General features: G+C 64.3%; 13 protein-coding genes and 1 pseudogene. 4 read left to right on the forward strand and 10 right to left on the reverse strand.

Annotated elements, in window-relative coordinates; all coding sequences use genetic code 11:
* Nucleotides 1-271: 271 nt before the first annotated feature.
* A complete protein-coding gene (gene parE, locus AC2FL1_RS12325; protein ID WP_496877169.1) occupies nucleotides 272-2,230 on the reverse strand; it encodes a DNA topoisomerase IV subunit B in 1,959 nt (652 codons plus the stop codon).
* 132 nt (nucleotides 2,231-2,362) lie between these two features.
* On the reverse strand, nucleotides 2,363-2,920 hold the full coding sequence (locus tag AC2FL1_RS12330; protein ID WP_496877132.1) for a hypothetical protein: 558 nt from the start codon (nucleotides 2,918-2,920) through the stop codon (nucleotides 2,363-2,365).
* A 147-nt stretch (nucleotides 2,921-3,067) separates the two neighbouring features.
* On the opposite strand from AC2FL1_RS12330, the pseudogene AC2FL1_RS12335 reads away from it, so the two are divergent.
* Both AC2FL1_RS12335 and ppk2 read left to right on the forward strand, forming a co-directional pair.
* Nucleotides 3,068-3,677, forward strand: a pseudogene (locus tag AC2FL1_RS12335) (carboxymuconolactone decarboxylase family protein).
* Between the two features lie 309 nt (nucleotides 3,678-3,986).
* Nucleotides 3,987-5,027, forward strand: coding sequence for a polyphosphate kinase 2 (gene ppk2, locus AC2FL1_RS12340; RefSeq protein WP_496824743.1), 1,041 nt, complete (start codon nucleotides 3,987-3,989; stop codon nucleotides 5,025-5,027).
* Between the two features lie 27 nt (nucleotides 5,028-5,054).
* Here the strand turns inward: ppk2 and AC2FL1_RS12345 are convergent, their stop codons facing one another.
* The 4 genes from AC2FL1_RS12345 to AC2FL1_RS12360 form a co-directional block, all read right to left on the reverse strand.
* Nucleotides 5,055-5,666, reverse strand: a complete 612-nt coding sequence (locus AC2FL1_RS12345; protein ID WP_496824745.1) for a glutathione S-transferase family protein — start codon at nucleotides 5,664-5,666, stop codon at nucleotides 5,055-5,057.
* Nucleotides 5,663-6,556 carry an alpha/beta fold hydrolase gene (locus AC2FL1_RS12350; RefSeq protein ID WP_496877133.1) on the reverse strand — a complete coding sequence of 298 codons (894 nt, stop codon included), beginning with the start codon at nucleotides 6,554-6,556 and terminating at the stop codon, nucleotides 5,663-5,665. The genes AC2FL1_RS12345 and AC2FL1_RS12350 overlap by 4 nt, the downstream gene beginning before the upstream one ends.
* Before the next feature lie 65 nt (nucleotides 6,557-6,621).
* Nucleotides 6,622-7,779, reverse strand: coding sequence for an alpha/beta hydrolase family protein (locus AC2FL1_RS12355; RefSeq protein WP_496877134.1), 1,158 nt, complete (start codon nucleotides 7,777-7,779; stop codon nucleotides 6,622-6,624).
* Between the two features lie 3 nt (nucleotides 7,780-7,782).
* Complete coding sequence (locus tag AC2FL1_RS12360; protein ID WP_496877135.1) at nucleotides 7,783-8,412, reverse strand: TIGR02453 family protein; 630 nt, start codon at nucleotides 8,410-8,412, stop codon at nucleotides 7,783-7,785.
* Nucleotides 8,413-8,520: 108 nt separating this feature from the next.
* Here AC2FL1_RS12360 and AC2FL1_RS12365 point away from each other — a divergent pair, with 108 nt between their 5' ends.
* Entirely contained in the window at nucleotides 8,521-9,873 is a 1,353-nt protein-coding gene (locus tag AC2FL1_RS12365) for an MATE family efflux transporter (protein WP_496824752.1), read from the forward strand.
* A gap of 213 nt (nucleotides 9,874-10,086) precedes the next feature.
* On the forward strand, nucleotides 10,087-10,830 hold the full coding sequence (locus AC2FL1_RS12370) for a hypothetical protein (RefSeq protein WP_496877136.1): 744 nt from the start codon (nucleotides 10,087-10,089) through the stop codon (nucleotides 10,828-10,830).
* Here the strand turns inward: AC2FL1_RS12370 and AC2FL1_RS12375 are convergent.
* The 4 genes from AC2FL1_RS12375 to AC2FL1_RS12390 are packed head-to-tail and all read right to left on the reverse strand — an operon-like array spanning nucleotide 10,827 to nucleotide 15,062.
* On the reverse strand, nucleotides 10,827-11,384 hold the full coding sequence (locus AC2FL1_RS12375) for a PqiC family protein (RefSeq protein WP_234137745.1): 558 nt from the start codon (nucleotides 11,382-11,384) through the stop codon (nucleotides 10,827-10,829). The two genes, AC2FL1_RS12370 and AC2FL1_RS12375, sit on opposite strands and share 4 nt — an antisense overlap.
* A gap of 3 nt (nucleotides 11,385-11,387) precedes the next feature.
* Complete coding sequence (locus AC2FL1_RS12380; protein WP_496877137.1) at nucleotides 11,388-13,802, reverse strand: PqiB family protein; 2,415 nt, start codon at nucleotides 13,800-13,802, stop codon at nucleotides 11,388-11,390.
* Complete coding sequence (locus tag AC2FL1_RS12385; protein WP_496877138.1) at nucleotides 13,795-14,397, reverse strand: paraquat-inducible protein A; 603 nt, start codon at nucleotides 14,395-14,397, stop codon at nucleotides 13,795-13,797. The genes AC2FL1_RS12380 and AC2FL1_RS12385 overlap by 8 nt, the downstream gene beginning before the upstream one ends.
* A complete protein-coding gene (locus AC2FL1_RS12390) occupies nucleotides 14,394-15,062 on the reverse strand; it encodes a paraquat-inducible protein A (RefSeq protein WP_496877139.1) in 669 nt (222 codons plus the stop codon). The genes AC2FL1_RS12385 and AC2FL1_RS12390 overlap by 4 nt, the downstream gene beginning before the upstream one ends.
* Nucleotides 15,063-15,111 lie beyond the last annotated feature (49 nt).

Below are 15,111 nucleotides of genomic sequence, written 5' to 3' on the forward strand. Positions count from 1 at the left end.
CATCTGTTCGTCGGTCAGCCAAAACAAGTTGCTCATCACGCCTCCTGAAGTTCAGGAGCTTGAATCAGCCCGGCGCCACGACTGCAACCAAATCAATGGGTCCAGAGCCTAGTGCGGTCCCAAATCTCACGATCAGTTTTGCTAGATAGTCTGAATGAGTTCCACTCAAAAGGATCATTAATGTCGCTTAGTGTTGAAACCTTGAGTCGGCCTTCTTTCAGGTTCCGTAGTGCGGAACACAAAGGATAAAACTTGTAGAGCCGACGTGTCTTCAAACATCCAACTCCTCCACGAACCGTGCGTTCTCCTGGATGTACTGGAACCGCAATTCGGGTTTCTTGCCCATCAGCCGTTCCACCAGATCGCCGGTCTCGCCGGGTTCGTCCTCGTCGATGGTCACCCGGATCAGCTTGCGGGTTTCGGGGTTCATGGTGGTGTCTTTCAGGTCCTTGGCGTCCATTTCGCCCAGGCCCTTGAAGCGGCTCACGTCGATCTTGCCCTTGCCGCCCAGACCCTTGGCCAGCCATTCATCGCGCTCGGCCTCGTCCAGGCAATAGACCCGCTTGGCGCCTTGCGTCAGCCGGTACAGCGGCGGGCAGGCCAGGTAGAGGTGCCCGGTGTCGATCATCGGGCGCATCTGGGTAAAGAAGAAGGTCATCAAGAGCGAGGCGATATGGGCGCCGTCGACATCGGCGTCGGTCATGATGATGATCTTGTCATAGCGCAGGTCATCGACGTTGAACCGCGTGCCGAGACCGACACCCAGCGCCTGGGTCAGGTCGCTGATTTCCTGGTTGGAGCCGAGTTTCGAGCTGGCCGCGCCCAGCACGTTCAGGATCTTGCCGCGGAGCGGCAGGAGCGCCTGGGTCTTGCGGTCGCGCGCCATCTTGGCCGAGCCACCGGCGCTGTCGCCTTCGACGATGAAGAGTTCCGTGCCCTCGCGCGCGGTGGCCGAGCAATCGACCAGCTTGCCGGGCAGGCGCAGTTTCTTGGTCGCCGATTTGCGCTGGGTCTCCTTCTCCTGCCGGCGGCGGATGCGTTCCTCGGCCCGCAGCACGAGAAAGTCGAGGATGGCGCCCGCGGATTTGGTATCGGCGGCCAGCCAGTTGTCGAAATGGTCGCGCACGGCGCCTTCGACCAGGCGCTGCGCCTCGACGGTGGCAAGGCGGTCCTTGGTCTGGCCGACAAACTCGGGCTCGCGGATGAAGCAGGAAACCAGCGCGCAGCCGCCGGTCAGCAGATCCTCGCGAGTGATCTGGGCGGCCTTCTTGTTGTTGATAAGCTCGCCATAGGCGCGGATGCCCTTGAGGATGGCCGACCAGAACCCGGCCTCGTGCGTGCCGCCCTCGGGGGTGGGGACGGTGTTACAGTAGGACTGGATGAAGCCGTCGCGCGAGGGGGTCCAGTTGATCGCCCATTCGACCTTGCCCGGCGTATTGAATTTCTCGGTGAAGTCGACGGTGCCGGCAAAGGGCTGCTCGGCATAGGTGGAGGCGCTGCCCAGCGTTTCCTTGAGGTAATCGGCCAGGCCGCCGGGGAAGTGGAATGTGGCTTCGGTGGGCGTTTCGCCGTCGTCGATGGCGGATTTCCAGCGAATCTCGACGCCCGAGAACAGATAGGCCTTAGAGCGGATCGACTTGAACAGGCGCGCGGGCTTGAACCGGTGGTGGCCGAAGATTTCCTCGTCGGCGTGGAAGGTGACGGTGGTGCCGCGCCGGTTGGGGGCGGCGCCGATCTGCTGGATCGGGCCAAGGGGAAGGCCGCGCGAGAAGCGCTGTTCATAAAGCAGCTTGTCGCGGGCCACCTGAACGACCATGGAATCTGAGAGCGCATTGACGACCGAAGCGCCGACGCCGTGCAGGCCGCCCGAGGTCTGATAGGCTTTGCCAGAGAACTTGCCGCCCGCGTGCAGAGTGCAGAGGATGACCTCGAGCGCTGATTTTCCGGGGAATTTCGGGTGCGGGTCGACCGGGATGCCGCGGCCGTTGTCACGCACGGTCAGGGCGTAGTCGGCGTGCAGTTCCACCTCGATCCGGTTGGCGAACCCGGCCACCGCCTCGTCCATCGAGTTGTCGAGGATTTCGGCCACCATGTGATGCAGCGCCCGCTCGTCGGTGCCGCCGATATACATGCCGGGACGTTTGCGAACGGGTTCCAGCCCTTCGAGCACCTCGATCGAGGAGGCGTCGTAGGCGGCGGTGTTGGCTCCGCTGAGAAGATCTTCGGGCATGGGGCTGCTCATGTTGGTCGGCTTTTGATTGGCGACCATTATGGCAGGTGATGTGGTTGGGGGAAAGGGGAACGCGAGGTCTTGTGGAAAACACCGGCCCACGGGGCCGGTGTCGGCAATCACGAGGCGGGATCAGCTCGCCTTGGTCAACTGAATGCGGAAGTTCTCTTCGATCGAGGTGATTTCCTGTCGCCAGATGTCGACCTTCACATCAAGATCGACACCGCCGGTATCCCGGTACTCCTTGCTCCAGGCCGAAGAGCGCCCCTTGTTGAGCAGATCGAGTGTCTTTGGCTTGCCTTCGTTCTCGTAATTCGTGGTGGTGACCTCGGCCGTGTAATAGGGCATCGCGCCATCCCAATAGATCAGGTTGCCGATGATCAGATAGGCGTCGGTCTCGGCTCCCTGATCCCAGAACTGATAGATAACCGCGCCGAAACAGCCGTCGAGCCCTTTGGACTGCATGCCCCAGACCCGCCCCCACCCCGCCAGCAGGTCGTCGGTGGGTTCCATGAAATTGCCCTGCCAGCGGTAGTTGCAGACATGGCGAAGGTCATAGCGGGTTTCGTTGAACAGTTCGACCACCACCGCTGTCGACGGGGTCTGAAATGCGGCCCAAGCGCGGCTCGCCAATTTGTCGATCTGGTCGATCGCCGTGTTGGCATCAAGCTTGACTTGCCAGTTTCCCATGAGATGCGCCTTTCCTGTTGTGCAGTGGAATGGTGGCTGCAATCACACGCGCTGGCTGTGCGCCAGATCACAACCTGTGGGCTTGTCCCGCCCGCCCCCACAGATGCAAGGTTGTCGGAGACGAAGCAGATATCCTGGAGCACAAGGATGAGCTGGATCAAAACGGTGCCGTTCGAAGAGGCGACGGGCAAGCTGCGCAGGCTGTATGAGCGGGTGACCGGACCGGGGGGGGAATGTGGACAACATCATGATGATCCACTCGCTCAGGCCGCATTCGATGGAAGGGCACATGGCGCTCTACAAGAACGTGCTGCACCATACCGGCAACAAGATCCCCAAATGGTTTCTCGAGGTGCTGGGAGTCTGGGTCAGTGCGCTCAACGGCTGCGCCTATTGCGTTGAACACCACTTTGCGGGGCTTCAGCGGCTGTTGGACGATCCAGCGCGCAGCGATGCGATACGCGCGGCGATTTCGGCGGGCGCGCCTGAACAAGCGCCGCTTGATGCGCGCGAACGGGCCGCGATGGTCTATGTGCGAAAGCTGACCGAGACACCGGCGCTGATGGTCGAGGACGATTTTACGGCGCTGCGCGCTGTCGGATGGGAGGATGGCGAGATCCTCGAGATCAACCAGGTCTGCGCATACTTCGCCTACGCCAACCGCACGGTGCTGGGACTGGGCTGTTCGACCACGGGCGATGTTCTGGGCCTGTCACCGGGCGACTCGGAGGATCCAGACGACTGGGGCCACCGCTGAGCCAGCGGGGAAGGCAGGTCAGGAACAAGGGGCTCTGCCCGAAAATGTTATTCAGGCGGCTCCGCCAACAATTGTGTTAAAGGGGGCTCTGCCCCCCGGTGCAAAATTCGTGGAATTTTGTCACCTCCCCCCGGAGTATTTGCGGCGGAATGAAGAGGCTGGGCCCGCCTTCGCCGGATGATGTTGCCAGACCTGCAAAAAGCTGACCCGAAATTGTTGCATTTCTTGACACGGATCAACGCGCGCCCCGCGCGACACGGGTAGAGTCACGCGCAAATCCGACGGAACGGCAACGAGGAGACAAGGCCCTTGGAGACAGCGAAACTTATCACCCCGCAGAAAGACAGCAAGGCCAATGGGGCGGACGCCTCGGACGCTGTGGTAAAGGTCGTCGAAACGCAGACGCCAGAGGCTGATGCCAAGGCCGAAGCGACCGCCGCAGCCTCGGTCGAGTCGGCGCCAGCGCCAGCGCCGGTTCGCAAGAACCGAATGCCGACACCGGAAACGGTGCGCCACGCGTTTGAAAGCGGCAAATATCCTTACAGGCGCAAGATGTCCCGCCGCCCCTACGAGGCGGAAAAGGCGATGTTGCAGGCCGAGCTCTTGAAGGTTCAGCTTTGGGCGCAAGAGACCGGCGAGCGGTTCGTGCTGCTGTTCGAGGGCCGCGATGCCGCTGGCAAGGGGGGCACCATCAAACGTTTCATGGAGCACCTGAACCCGCGCCAGGCCCGCGTGGTCGCCCTGAACAAGCCCACTTGGGAAGAGAAGGGGCAATGGTATTTCCAGCGCTATGTGCAGGAACTGCCCACCGTGGGGGAAATGGTGTTCTATGACCGCTCCTGGTACAACCGCGCCGGGGTCGAGCGGGTCATGGGTTTCTGTACCCCGAACGAATATCTGGAATTCATGCGCCAGACACCGGATCTGGAAAGGATGCTGGTGCGCTCGGGCATCCGGCTTTACAAATACTGGTTCTCGGTCACGCAAGAGGAACAGCAGCGCCGGTTCAAAAGCCGCGAGACCGATCCGCTAAAACAGTGGAAACTCTCACCGATCGACAAGGCGAGCCTCGACAAGTGGGATGATTATACCGAGGCCAAGGAGGCGATGTTCTTTTACACCGACACCGCCGATGCGCCTTGGACCATCATCAAGTCGAACGACAAGAAACGCGCGCGTCTGAACTGCATGCGGCATTTCCTGTCGACCATCGACTATCCCGGCAAGGACAAGGAAGTGGTGGGCGAGCCCGATCCGCTGATCGTGGGCCGCGCGCATCACGTGATCCACAAGTCCGAGCATATCCTGGGCACTGCCCTGCATCCCGACCAGCGGGCCAAGCAGGACTGATCTCAGTCGCCGCCACCTGCGGGAGCTTTAGTCGCCGCCGCCTGCGGCGAGCGCGCGCTGGAAGGCCGGGCGCGCGGCCATGGTGGCGGCGAATTCGGCGAGCCGGGGAAACTCGGCCGCACGGCCCAGTCGCGCCACCACGCCTGCGGGAAAGCTGAGCAGGATGTCAGCGGCGCTGAGCCCATCCAGCACGAAATGACCCGAGGGGCGCAAGCTGTCCTCCATGAAGCGGAAATGGCTGGTCAGTTCCGACTGGATGCGCGGATGTAGCGGCGCGCCTACTTCGCCCAGCAGCCCGACATAGAGATTGAGCAGGATCGGCGTCATCACCGAGCCTTCGGCGAAATGCATCAGTTCCAGGTGTTCGGCCCAGGCGGGGCTGTCCTGCGGCGGCATCATCTGCGGCGCGTGGCGGGCGCAGAGATAATCGACGATGGCGCCGGATTCAGCCAGCCGGATACCGTCTGCCTCGATCACCGGCGATTTGCCCAGCGGGTGGATGGCGCGCAGTTCGGGCGGGGCGAGGCGGGTCTTGGGATCACGTTCGTATCGCACGACCTTGTAGGGCAGGTCCAGTTCCTCGAGCAGCCAGAGGATGCGCAGCGAGCGGGATTGGGCCAGGTGGTGGACGGTGATCATGGGGCGGTCTCCAGTTGGGGCATCCAGTTCAGTATGGCAGCGGCGACCCGGTCGGGCGCCTGGTGGCACAGCCAGTGGTCGGTGCCGGGGATGGCGATGCGGGTGAGGTCGGGGGCGAATTCTTCAAGCCCCTCGGTCGCTTCGGGCAGGAGCGCGCGGTCGTCCGGCCCCCAGAGCAGCAGATGCGGGCAGCGCACGTGCAGCCGGTCGAGCGGCAGTGCGGGCAGGTCGGTGCGGGGCTGGCCCGGGGCGGCGATCACCAGCGGCGAGGCACGGTACCAGTTGAGCATTGCGTCGAGCCTGCCGGGGCGTGCCCATTCGGCCTTGTAATCCGCCAGCCGCGCGGGATTGAGCCAGTCATGGCCGCCCATGTGGCGGGTGAAGAAATCGGTCAGTGCCTTGTAATCATTGGCGGCGAAGTGTTGCGCTGCCTCGGGCGCGCGCAGGGCGTTCATGTATTGCGAGGCCGCTGATTGCGCGCCGCCCGCCGCCAGCGCGCGCTGGAACGGCACCGGGTGCACGCCGTTGGCAATAATCAGGCGGTCGACCAGCTCGGGGCGGAACATGACCAGCCCATAGGCCACAGCCGCGCCCCAGTCATGCCCCAGCACGGTGAGCGGTGCACCAAGGGTTTCAGCCAGCGCGGCCATGTCCGCGACGAGGTGGGATGTGGCGTAGTGCTTGACGCCCTCGGGCGCCCAGCTCTGGCCATAGCCCCGCTGATCAGGGGCGATGCAATGGAAGCGCTGGGCCAGATATGGGGCGAGGTCGCCCCAGGCGCCGCCATACTCGGGAAAGCCGTGCAGCATCAGGAGCGGCGGCAGCGCGGGATCGCCCCAGCGGCGGAGAAAGAAGCCTTGTCCGTTGAGCGTTACGGTTTCGGTCTGCATGGCGCGCTCCGGGATCTGATCGCCCCAGTCAAGCAGGTTGCGAGCCTGCGGGAAAGGTGTGGCGTTCAGTGACCTTTCGTCAGCGTCTCGAATGTGAGGGCGCGGGCAGAGGTGGGGGTGAACCCGGTAAAGCTGTCGTCAAGGTAGCGATGCATGATCTTGTCGCCCTTCAGATGCAGCGACAGGAAGGCGGTGGCGAAATGCTGTGCGATGTTGTTCATGCGCACCGTGTCCCAGACAGGATCGGCGTAATGTTCGAACGGGACGAAGTCGAGCGCGGGGGATGCGGCCCAGCTCTCGGCCGGGGCGGGGATGGGCGCGGCGGCATTGTGGCTGGCCCCCTGAAACGTGAGCAGGTGGCGGGTGGTGCCGGTGGTCTGCTCGAAGATACCGCGCATGGCGGCATAGTCCGAGACCTCGTCAAGGTTGCCCGCCATGATCATCAGCGGTTTGTCCAGTTGGGCAAGGCCGGGAGTGTCCCAGATGCCCCTCTGATTGCCCCATGGGCCGATTGCTATGGCAGCACGCACACGCGGGTCGATCAGGGCCGCGTGGGTTTCGGAGCCTGAAACGTGGCGAGACAGCAGCCCGGCGGGCGGTGCAAAATCGGCGGTGGGGGCGGTGCGGCTGACACCGGCCCCACCAAAGACCAGCGCGCCGTAGCCGCCCATGGAATAGCCTATGATGCCGGTATGCCCGGTATCGGCCTGCGGCACGGATGCGTCGACATGGTCGATCACGGCGCGCTGGTCGAGCGGGCGGTGATAGAGCGTGGCACCAAAAGCCCCCTGGTCGGCATAGGTGCTGTCAGCGTGATCGGGGGCGGCAGCGATGAACCCGCGCGAGGCAAGCGTTTCTCCCAGATGCGACATCAGAAACCGGTTTCCCGGATAGCCATGCGAGATCACCACCAGCGGGAAGCGGCCCGGCGTCGGGGCGGCATCACGGGCAGCACGGCCAAGGAGGCGGGTGGCGGTCTGCCCGTCGCGGATCAGCGTATCATAATGGCCTCCCGGTGAAGTGTCGGGCGCGGCAGGGTACCAGAGCTCGACCGTCATGGGCCGGTCGTAGATGGGCTGGTTGCCTTCAGTGGCGCGGGCCACGTCGATCCGGCCCGGAATGTCGAATTGCAAGGTCCGCACGCCAACGGGAAAAGGGCCATACCCGGCCTGTTCCGGGGCGTCGGGGCGGACGGTGTCTATGCGGTTGGGGATATGGGACATGGGTCAGTCTGCCAAAAGGGCGGAGAGCGCCGCCTGAAGGGGTTTGAGCCGGTCGAAATCGCTGGCCAAGTGCGCCAGAACGTCTGTCAGACCGGCATCATAATCGAACCAGAGCGTCAGCGACTTGCGGCGAGCCAGATCGGCGAGCGGGTCGCCGGGCGTGATCGGCGCTGCGGGGCGCTTGAACTCGGGCTCGGACAGGCGCGCGCCTTGTCCGCCCAAGGTCTCGATTTGGGTTCGCAGCGCGGGACCGAGGCGGGCCAGGCGCTCGCGATAGCGGGCCAGCGTTTTCGCGTCGAACCCCATCCGCCCACCACCTGCGGTGACATAATCGGGCGAGACGCCAAAGAAGTATTGCGCCCCCTCCGGCGTGGTCCAGAGCAGGTGCAGATGCGTGTTGTAGGGCGTCTTGTCCTTGGAAAACCGTACATCGCGCTGCGGTCGGAACAATTTGGTGGCGGTGCCCGGCCCCAGCCGCGCAGCCAGTTGATCCAACAACATCTCTGCGGGGCGTTTCAATTCGGCCTCATAACGCGGCTTTTGCGCCGCGAACCAGTCGCGGCTGTTATTGGCCGCAAGCTCTGCCAGAAAGGCCCGCGCCTCGGGGACCAGTTGATCGAACGGGTCTGACATCTCTCCCCCCTTTGGCCAGAAACCCGGTCAGGCTATCAGTCCGAGGCAATGGTGCAACGGCGAATATGGTGCTTGCCCTCACCTCTGCCCGCACCTAAGCCTGACCGGATGACCAAGGTGATGACATATCGCGGCCATGCAAAGGCGATTGCGGTGCTGGGCCTGCCGCTGATCGGCGGGCACCTGGCGCAATTCGCGATCGGGTTGACCGATACCGTTATGTTGGGCTGGTACGGGGTCGAGGCGCTGGCGGCGGTGACGCTGGCGGGCAGCTATTTCTTTGTGCTCTTTCTGTTGGGCGCGGGCTTCGGCTGGGCCGTGATGCCAATGGTGGCCACCGCCGCCGCCGAAGAGGACGAAACCTCGATCCGCCGGGCGACGCGGATGGGGCTCTGGGCTTCGCTGATCTTTGCGGTACTGGTGCTGCCACTTCTGATCTGGTCACAGCCGATCCTGCTGGCGCTGGGGCAAGAGCCCGAGGTGGCGGCGCTGGCCGCCGAGTACCTGCGGGTGGCGGGCTGGGGCATGGTGCCGGCACTGCTGGTAATGGTGCTGAAATCCTATCTGGCGGCACTGGAGCGCACGCAGATCGTGTTCTGGAGCCTGGTCGGCGCCGCGCTTATCAACGCGCTTGTCAACTATATGCTGATCTTCGGCAATTGGGGGGCGCCCGAACTGGGGCTGGTGGGCGCGGCGGTGGCCTCGGTCGCCACGCAGCTGGTCTCGTTGCTGGTGGTGGTGGCCTATGTGCTGCGGAGCCTGCCTGAACACACGCTGTTTCAACGCTTCTGGCGCCCGGATACCGAGATGTTCCGCCGCGTGCTGCGGATGGGCCTGCCGATCGGGCTGACCAATCTGGCCGAAGTCAGCCTGTTTGCCGCCTCGGCGGTGATGATGGGGTGGCTGGGAAAGGTGCCGCTGGCCGCGCATGGGATCGCGATCCAACTGGCCTCGGCTACATTCATGGTGCATCTGGGCTTGAGCAACGCGGCGACCATTCGCGCCGGAACCGCCTTTGGCCGCCGTGATCGGGCCCATCTGGCGCGCGGCGGAGTGGTGGCAATCGGCCTGTCGCTGCTCATGTCGATGGTGACCATCGCCCTGTTCCTGGGATGGGGTGCGCCGCTGGTGTCGCTGTTCATGGAACCCGACGATCCCGACCGGCCGCAAATCCTGACCATCGGCGTGGGTTTGCTGGCCATGGCAGCGCTGTTTCAACTGGTCGATGGGGCACAGGTAATGGCGTTGGGCCTCTTGCGTGGCGTGCAGGACACAACGGTGCCCATGGTCATGGCTGCGGTCAGCTATTGGCTGGTGGGAATTCCCGCATCTTATGTTCTGGGCTTCACGCTGCAATGGGAGGGGATCGGCGTCTGGGCTGGCCTGTCCGTGGGTCTGGCCTGCGCCGGAACCTTGTTGATGAGCCGGTTCTGGCGCCAGTCGATCCGCAAGGTGGAGTAACTCTCCTGTCCCGCAAACGGGCCCATTTTCTTGCAAAGAAAATGACCAAAGAAAATTTCAATTTTCTTTGGCAGAATTTCGTTGAAATTCTGCTCCCGCCCCGGAATGGCGCCGCCCTCTCCTGATGTCGTTGCAAGGGTTCCGGTGGCATCGAGGGTTTACATCCGCGTGATAGCCGTTGCGTCGACTGACTGGGTGCTTAGTCTTTCGGCCATGAGTTTCCTTGCCGACAACCAGTTGCCGCTCATTCTGTTCTGTTTCCTTGCCGGCTGTTTTGGCACGGGATGGTTGTTGATGCGCAAGCCTGCGGGGCATCGCGCCTGGAAGACCGCTGACCTGGTCTGGGTCATTCTGGGTGGTGTCGGTGCCCTGGTGGCAGTGCTGGCAGGGCTCTACAAGACGGACCATTCCCGCCTCGACCGACAGATCGACATCGCCTATGCCGCCACCGCCGACTTTGACCGTGACGCGGCGCGGTTCCGGCTGCGGTTCTGCGACCCGTCCTATGACGACGACATCGCCGTCCTGTGCGAGAAGGTCGAGTTTCTGTCTGCCTCAACCGCCAGTAACGCCGATCTGCCGCTTTTCATCGCCGTCACCGGCGAGGTGGCGCCGTTGGCCAGTCTGCACCTGCTGTTTGGCAGTCCAAGCATGCGAGACATGTCCGATCAGGTCGATGCCTTTGCCGTCGACGAATTTCTGGTCTTTGCCACGCTCGATGCCCCGACCGAGGCGGCGCTCGAGGCGATGCGCCGCAAGGTTCCGCTGATTGCGAGCGACTTTCAGATCCTTGCCCGCGCCTATGAGGATCTGATCGCGCAGATCGGCAAGCTTAAATCGGAATGGGAGTATCTACAGGCCAATGCCCATATCCTGCTGATCCAGGTGCTGGCATTGTGCCTTGTCAGCTTTGCCGCGCCTTTCCGGCTGGGCAAATCCATCGTCGAGCTGCGCTAGCCCCGTGCAATGGTTTTCGCGATCTCATTGACCAACAGGCGCAGCGCCTCGGTCTGGGCTGCGGCAAAGGCGGGGATCGTGGCCTCGTTCATCGGCACCGAATAGGAAAACCGCCGGGCGCGCTCCAGATTGCCATGCGCGGGCGAGGTCAGGAAATACTGCCCGGAAAAGGCCAGCGCCTGCCCCGGGACGCCCGACAGGCGGTGCACCTTGACTGCGACCTGGATATCGGCCAGCCCCTCGAACGGCCAGGGATCGGCGGCGACCGAGGCGGTCAGCGCCTGATCCAGCCCCGCCGCGAGCATCTCGGTCAGGGCGCGTTCAGGCTCATCCGCCCAGAACCCGGTCTTGGTGGGCCGCAACACCCCGTCCTCGCCCAACAGCGTGATTTCGCTGTCGCTGACATAGGCGGGCAGGTCCATGCGCGTCACCTGGATGGTACGGGCGCTGCTGCGATAGGTCTCGACCCCGGTGATCTCGGGCAGCAGATAGCGTTCCTCGGGGCCGGCGCAAGCGGCCAGCGCCAGAAGAGCAAGGGCAAACAGTCGTCTCATGGGTCAGCGTCCTACGAGCAGGGAATTGGGTTTGCGCCGGATCGCCTGAACCAGCGCGTTGAGCGAGCGCACGGTGGCGCGCAGATCGCCGATGGCGGCCTGCACCTCGCGGTTGACGGGCGAACCGGGGCCATAGGCGCCGATGGTCGCCTCGGCACTGTCGGCCAGCGCATCGAGCCGCGCCGCCAGGTCCGGCAGGGTCTGCACGGCCAGGGCCACCGAGTCAGCCGCCGTGCTGGCGGTTTGCAGCGTGCGGTTGAGGTTCTCGACCGCCCCGCCCTGCCGCAACTCTTCAAGCGCGCGCTGGGCCTCTTCCAGGGCACCGGCCAGCGCCCCGGGCACCTTGTCCATATCCTCGTTGCGCAGGAAGGCATCGGCCGATTGCAGCACCCGGTCGGCCGAGGCGGTCACATCGGCCAGCGGCAGCGCATTGGCGGTCTCGATCAGCCGGTCGATATCGGCGACCAGCTGCGGCAGCTCGGCGCTGGCGGTTTCGACATTTGCGGCGGCACTGCGCATATCGCCCAGCGCATCGACCAGTGTCTGGGCGACCTGTTTCTCTTCAAATGTCGTGAGCGTGTCGTTGACCGAACCGGCGGCTTCGCGGATCGACACCAGCGTCTGTTCGGCCTGCTCCAGCGCCGCGTTCAGCGCGGCGGGCACCCGTTCCACGTCTTCACTGCGCAACAGCGTATCGGCGGATTGCAGGACCCGGTCGGCCGAGGCCACGACCTCCTCCAGCGGCAAGGCATCGGCCTTGGCCACCAGCGCGTCGATATCGCGGACCAGCCCGGGCAAATCCGCACTCGCCGCCGAGATACCGGTGGCGGCAATCCGCAACTCCTCGAGCGCGGCAACCAGTTTCTGCGCACCCTCCTCCTCTTCGAAATGCGCCAGCACCGCATTGACCGAGGCCAGTGCCTGGCGCAGGTCCTCGGGCAGGTTCCGCAGGCTTTCCGACCCCGCCACCGCATTCACATTGCCCAACATGTCGCGCAGATCGGAGGGGATGCGCCGCGTGTCGCCGTCGGCTAGGATGACGTTGACATTTTCTAGTGTCTCGATGGCACGTTGCATCAGGTCCTCGACCGGCAGCGCCGCCACCCGGTCCAGCACGTTCTGCGAGGCTACCGCCAGCGTATCGGGTGGCGTCGGTAGCGACGGCATCGCCGGAAAAGGCGTCGACTCGCGGTCAAGCGTGGCGGCGGGCGCATCGGGGTTTTCCTGCAACTGCACCACCAGCCCGCCCGAGAAGAACGAGGCCGGCATCAGCTGTGCCCGCACGCCGCCGCGCTCGACCATCGTGGCCAGCAGGGACAGTGTATCGTCAGGGGTCGAGACATCGTGCAGGCCCAGCCGCCCCGGCTCGATCGTATAGATGACCTGCATGCGGATATCGGGCCTGCCCCCCGCACTCTCGTCTATCTCGGCCGAGAGATGACGCACCTGCCCTACCTTGACACCTCGGAACATCACTTCGGACCCGATCTTGAGCCCACGTACCGACCCTTCGAAACTCGACATCACCTCGACGGTGGCTTGCAAGCTGTCACCCAGCAGGCTGTCGCGGGCGGAGTCCTCGGTGGCATAGAGGTCGAAGATCGGGCGCTTGCCCAGCGCCTCGCCGCCCGACATGGCGGTGTCGAAGGCGACGCCCCCCTGCAACAGCGAGGCGAGGCTGTCGACCTTGAGCTGGATGCCGCCCTCGCCCAGTTCCAGTCCGGCGCCCGACACGTTCCAGAACCGGGTCGCCGAGTTAATCAGCTTGTCATGCGGTGCCTCGATGAAGCCGGTCAGCAGGACCGAGCCGCTGAGCGCGTCATAGCGCACGGCGGCGATCTTGCCCATCTGCACCCCCTTGTGCAGTATCGGCGCCCCCACCGAAACCGACCCGCTGTCGGGCGCGATAAGCACCACAGCCAGCCCCTTGGTGCCCGGCGGCACCGCCGGCGCTTCGGCCTCGGCGACGAAATCGCGGGCCGCCTCGCCCTCGACCGCGTCCCAGTCGGCGGCGATATAGGCACCCGAGAGCAGCGTGTTCAGCCCGCTGATACCGCCCGGCCCCACCCGGGCCGTGACCCGCCAGAACCTTGCATCGCTGTCCAGATAGCGTTCCAGTTCGCGGTGAATCTCTGCCTCGACGATGACGCGGCTCAAATCCTCGCTGAACCGCATGCCACTGACCCGCCCCACCGAGACCTCGCGAAAGCGGATTTCGGTCTTGTCGACCTCGATCCCTGTGGCGTCGGCAAACTCGATGCGGATGGGAATGTCGCGGTTCGCATAGTTCTGCCAGACCAGCGCCAGCGCGCCGGCCACGGCAACCACCGGCACCAGCCAGACCAGCGACAGGCCGTGCCAGCCGCGCGCCACGCGCGTTTCGATATCCGGTTGCCGCAGCTGCGGAGCGTCACTCATCCCGATCGTCATCCCAAATCAATTTGGCGTCCATGGCCTGCGCCGACAGCATGGTACATATCACAGAGAGCGCGAAACACACCGCCCCCAATCCCGGCAGGAACGACAGGATCGCCCCCAGATGGACCAGCCCGGTCAGCAGCGCCACCACAAACACGTCGATCATCGACCAGCGGCCGATGAACTCGACGAATTCATAGAGCAACAGCCGCCTGCGCCGGTTCATCTGCCAGTCATATCGCACCGAGCAGGCCAGAAGGGCGATCACCGCCACCTTGACCACCGGGATCACGAAACTGGCCAGAAAGATCACCCCAGCCACCAGCAAATCGCCCGAGCGCGCAAACAGCACGATGCCTTCAAGGATCGTATGCCCCTCTTCATGGCCGAAAATCTCGTTGCTGAGCAGCGGAAAGAGGTTGGCGGGAATCAGGAACAGCACCCCGGTCAGCAGCCAGGCCCAGACCTTTTGCAGGCTGTTGGGCAGGCGTGCATGCAGCACCGCGCCGCAGGTCCGGCAGCGCGACGGCCCCGGCGCGTGCACCGCGCCACAATTGTGGCAGCCGATCCAGCCCATGTCGGCGGCGCGGGTCATCGGCTTTTCTCGCGCATCAGCGCCCAGATGGTCCAGCGGCAGACCGAGGCGTTTTTCAGTGCCAGCACCAGCACCATGACGCAGAAGAGCCAGAAGGCGGTGCCGAAATCGACCCGTGCCAGGCCCGCCACCTTGACCAGCGCCACCCCGGTCCCGATGATGAACACCTCGGTCATCGCCCAGGGCGCGACCGCCTCGGCCAGGCGGAAGATGCGGCGCGAGGCAGGCGCCAGCCGGGGACGGCGCAGTGACCAGACCACATAGACCAGCGCCGCCGCCCGCAGCATCGGCAAGGCGATCACGAACAGTCCCACCACCAGCGCCAGCAACAGGTACCAGCCATGGGCCAGTCCAGTGACCATGCCCAGGATCGAGACCTCGTGGCTCAGCCCCTGCCGCGACAGGGTCAGAAAGGGAAAGCTCAGCATGGCCACCATCAGCACTGCCGAGGTCAGCGCCAGCGCCAGCGTCCGGTTCAGCGTGTCGCGACGCGGCGCGATCAGGGTGAAATGGCAGCGCGTGCAGCGCGCGATCTGGCCCGGCGCCACCGGCGCGGCCACATGCAGCCGGTCGCAGGCGGGACAGGCGATCACCCCGTCCGGGTCGCGCGCGAACAGCGCCGCCCAGGCGGCCTGTTCCTCTGCTTTCCTGTCCGCGTCAGTCATCCCGTTGGGTCCCGGCGTTGCATCGGCATTCTTGCCCATCGGGCGGCAA

The organism is Ruegeria sp. YKSF070 (assembly GCF_059612725.1).

Bases quoted from the DNA above. Each gene is read 5' to 3' on its own strand.
- AC2FL1_RS12355 (WP_496877134.1), bottom strand. From the start codon at position 7,779: ATGTCCCATATCCCCAACCGCATAGACACCGTCCGCCCCGACGCCCCG.
- AC2FL1_RS12360 (WP_496877135.1), bottom strand. From the start codon at position 8,412: ATGTCAGACCCGTTCGATCAACTGGTCCCCGAGGCGCGGGCCTTTCTG.
- AC2FL1_RS12380 (WP_496877137.1), bottom strand. From the start codon at position 13,802: ATGAGTGACGCTCCGCAGCTGCGGCAACCGGATATCGAAACGCGCGTG.
- AC2FL1_RS12350 (WP_496877133.1), bottom strand. From the start codon at position 6,556: ATGCAGACCGAAACCGTAACGCTCAACGGACAAGGCTTCTTTCTCCGC.
- AC2FL1_RS12375 (WP_234137745.1), bottom strand. From the start codon at position 11,384: ATGAGACGACTGTTTGCCCTTGCTCTTCTGGCGCTGGCCGCTTGCGCC.
- AC2FL1_RS12345 (WP_496824745.1), bottom strand. From the start codon at position 5,666: ATGATCACCGTCCACCACCTGGCCCAATCCCGCTCGCTGCGCATCCTC.
- AC2FL1_RS12385 (WP_496877138.1), bottom strand. From the start codon at position 14,397: ATGACCCGCGCCGCCGACATGGGCTGGATCGGCTGCCACAATTGTGGC.
- AC2FL1_RS12370 (WP_496877136.1), top strand. From the start codon at position 10,087: ATGAGTTTCCTTGCCGACAACCAGTTGCCGCTCATTCTGTTCTGTTTC.
- AC2FL1_RS12365 (WP_496824752.1), top strand. From the start codon at position 8,521: ATGACCAAGGTGATGACATATCGCGGCCATGCAAAGGCGATTGCGGTG.
- AC2FL1_RS12390 (WP_496877139.1), bottom strand. From the start codon at position 15,062: ATGACTGACGCGGACAGGAAAGCAGAGGAACAGGCCGCCTGGGCGGCG.
- AC2FL1_RS12330 (WP_496877132.1), bottom strand. From the start codon at position 2,920: ATGGGAAACTGGCAAGTCAAGCTTGATGCCAACACGGCGATCGACCAG.
- parE (WP_496877169.1), bottom strand. From the start codon at position 2,230: ATGCCCGAAGATCTTCTCAGCGGAGCCAACACCGCCGCCTACGACGCC.